The following is a 3,528-nucleotide window of genomic DNA, read 5'->3' on the forward strand; positions in this document are numbered from 1 at the left end:
ATCTCCAGCACCTCGGCCCAGATCCGCGCGACCTCCTCCTCCAGCCCCGGATCTCCAGCACCTCGGCCCAGATCCGCGCGACCTCCTCCTCCAGCCCCGGGGCGGGCGGCTTGTGGCTCTCTCCCCCGGCGCCGTAGGAGTCCGGGTCGGGCAGGCCGGCCAGCGCGCGTCGGTCCACCTTGCCCGCCGACGTCAGCGGCAGTTCCGGCAACGTGTGGCACACCCGCGGCACCATGTACTCCGGCAGCAGGCGCGCCAGCCACTCCCGCAGCCCGCCGCCCTCCAGGGCCGCCGCGTCCGCCTGGTCGGCGGTGACCGCGCAGTAGGCGACGAGCTCCTTGGCACCGCCCGCGCCCGGGCGGGCGAGCACGACCGCCTGCCGTACCCGCGGGTGGCGTGCCAGCGTCGCGGCGATCTCCCCCGGCTCGACCCGGAAACCCCGGATCTTCACCTGGTCGTCCGTGCGCCCGAGGAACTCGATCTCCCCGTCCGGGCGGAACCGCGCGAGGTCCCCGGTGCGGTACATCCGCTCGTCGGGCTCGTCCGCGTACGGGTTGGGCACGAAGGACTCGGCGGTCCGCACCGGGTCGTTCAGGTAGCCGCGGGCCAGCGGCAACCCGGCGATGTACAGCTCGCCGGGGACGCCGATCGGCACGGGCCGCTGCGCGCCGTCGAGGATGTAGAGCCGGGCGTTCGGGTTGGGCCGGCCGATGGAGATGCGGCCGGCCGGCTCGCCGGGTTCGAAGACGCGGCAGCTCACCCCGATCGTCGCCTCGGCCGGGCCGTAGCCGTGGTACATCCGCGCGTCGGAGACGGCGCGGAAGCGCTCGTACAGCTCGCTGGTCAGGGCCTCGCCGCCGCACCACACGTGGCGCAGCGACCGGGCCCGTTCGGCGGCGTCGTCGCGTTCGAGGAGGACGTCGAGCATCGACGCGACGATGTAGAGGAACGTGACGCCGTGCCGTTCGATCGTGGCGAGGAGCCGGTCGACGTCGCCGTCCTGGCCGGGCTCGGCGACGACGAGACGCGCGCCCGCGACGAGCGGCAGGAAGATCTCGTTGATGGAGATGTCGAACCCCAGCGGCGCCTTGTGCAGCACGGCGTCGTCCGGGCGCATCGCCAGCATGCCGATCTGCCACAGCATGCGGTTGCAGATCGCCTGCTGATGGATCATCACGCCCTTGGGCGCGCCCGTGGACCCGGAGGTGTGGATGACGTACGCCAGGTCGTCCATGTCCCGGCCTCGCAGGTCCGGCAGTGGTGCGTCCTCGGTCGCGTCCGTCTCGCGGACGACCCGGGCGCCGGTGCCGGCCAGGGCCGCGTCGGCCTGGTCGGCCCCCAGGACCAGGCACAGCCCGGCACGGTCGGCGACCTCGCGGATCCGGGTGGGCGGCCAGGTGATCTCCAGCGGCACGAACGCCGCGCCGGTCTTCAACACGGCCAGGAGCGCCACGATCAGATCGGCCGACCGGTCCATGAGGACGCCGACGAGCGCCTCGGGCCCGGCGCCCAGCCCCCGGAGGCGGCGTCCCAGCGCGTCCGCGCGCTCCTCCAGCTCCCGGTAGGTGAGGCGGACCCGCCCGCACTCGACGGCGACCGCGTCCGGGTCGCGTCGGGCGGCGTCGGCGATGAGCGTGGCGAGGTCGCGATCGGTGAGCGGGTCGTCGCCCTCGACGGGACGTCCCCAGCGGTGCAGGAGGAGGTACTCCTCGCCGTCCGGCAGAACCGGCAGCGCGCCGACCGGCACGTCCTCACTCTTCGCCGCCGCCACGAGCATGCGCGACAGGTGGGAGGCGATGCGCTCGACCGTGGAGCGGTCGAACAGGTCGGCGCTGCCGGTGATCGCGCCCTGCAGCGCGCCGTCGGCCTCCCAGCAGTTCAGCACGAGGTCGAAGCGGGCCGAGTCGACATCCGGCTCCAGGGGCTCGATCCTCAGCCCACCCATCGCGCCCGCCTCCGGCGGGCTCTGCATCACCGCGAGCACCTGCGGCAGCGCCGCCGCGGAACGGTCCCAGCGCAGCTCCGACGCCAGCACCTCGAAGGGCACGTCCTGGTGCGCGAACGCCTCACGGCAGGTGTCGCGCACGCGGTCGACCAGGTCCCCCACGGGCGGGTCGTCGTCCAGGTCGAGCGGGAGCACGACCGTGTCGGCGAAGCACCCGACGATCCCCTCCAGCTCGGCCAGTTCGCGTCCGTGCGTCACCGCACCCACGGCGACCCGCGTCTCGCCGGTGTAGCGGTGCAGCAGAGCCGCGAAGACGCTGAGCACCGTCATGTACGGCGTGGCCTCGTGCCGCCGTGCCAGCGTCCGGAGCGCCGCCCACTCGGGGGCCTCCAGCGCGAACCGGTGGGAGACGCCCCGGTAGGTCGGTACGGGCGGGCGGGTGCGGTCGGCGGGCAGCTCCAGGCGCGGCGGCTCCTCCTTGAAGGCTCGCCGCCAGTACGCGAGGTTCTCGTCGTGACGGGCGTCCGCCTGCCATCTGGCGTAGTCGGTGTAGCGGATCGGGAGGGGCCGCAACGGGTCCGGCCGACCCGCGGCGAACGCCTCGTACAGGGTGCGGAGCTCGCGCAGCAGCAGGTCCAGCGAGATCCCGTCGGCGACGGCGTGGTGTGCGACGGTCATCAGCACGTGCTCATCGGGGCCGGAGCGCAGCAGGCCGAAGCGCACGAGCGGGCCGCGTTCGAGGTCGAACGGCTCGGTGTCCAGGCGCGACAGCCAGGGCCCCTCCGGCACGCCCTCCTCGACGGAGAGCGGCAGGTCGACGCTCGGCGCGACCACCTGGTACGGCCGTCCGTCGATCTCCTCGAACGTCGTGCGAAGCGACTCGTGCCGGTCCAGAAGCGCGGCGAGGGCACGCCGCAGCGCGTCCTCGTCGAGCGCTCCGACGATCCGCGTCGCCACACCGATGTGGTACGCCGCGCTGCCGGGGTGCAGCCGGGCGTGCATCCACATCCGGCGCTGGGCGGGGGTCGCCTCGACCGGCCCGTCGTCCGGCCGGCGCGGGATCGTCACGCCGGGAGCACCGGACAGCCATCGCTGGAGGAGGAGCCGTTTCGCGTCGGACAGCTCGGGTGGTGGGAACGGTCGGCGTGGCGGATCGGCCTCGGGCGGGGTCGGAACGGCGGCCATGACGGGTTCTCCTCCGGCGTGCGGTTGCGGGGGGCGGGTCAGCCGAGCTCGGCGGCGAGCGCGGCGGCCTCCTCGTCGGTGAGGGCGGCGAGCTTGTCGTAGAGCCGGTGGGCGATGCGCTCGGCCTGCGTCGCCACGGTCGGGGAGCCGCCGAGCAGATCGTCCAGGCGGACGTCGACGGGCAGGGTCGCCCGGAGATGGGCGACGACACGCGAGGCGAGCAGCGAGTTGCCGCCGAGGTCGAAGAAACCGTCGTGCGCGCCGATGCCGTCGAGGCCGAGCACCTCGCCCCAGACCCGCGCGGTCAGCGCCTCCAGCCCGTCGGACGGCGGCGCGTACGGGACGTCGAGCTCGGGCCGCGGGTGCGGTGCGGGCCCGGCCTCGCCCGGCGTGGCGGC

The 3,528-nt window shown here is 74.3% G+C and carries 2 protein-coding genes; both read right to left on the bottom strand.

All coding sequences use genetic code 11. The features are described from left to right. Positions 1 to 3,130, bottom strand: a 3,130-nt coding sequence (locus ACFFNX_RS45215; RefSeq protein WP_378212473.1) for a non-ribosomal peptide synthetase, incomplete at its 3' end; no start/stop codon positions are given. Between the two features lie 38 nt (positions 3,131 to 3,168). Next, positions 3,169 to 3,528 (bottom strand): phosphopantetheine-binding protein (locus tag ACFFNX_RS45220; protein WP_378212474.1); only part of this gene is annotated, 360 nt, incomplete at its 5' end.

The sequence above is a fragment of the Actinoallomurus acaciae genome (genome assembly GCF_042429965.1).
Classification (GTDB): domain Bacteria; phylum Actinomycetota; class Actinomycetes; order Streptosporangiales; family Streptosporangiaceae; genus Actinoallomurus; species Actinoallomurus acaciae.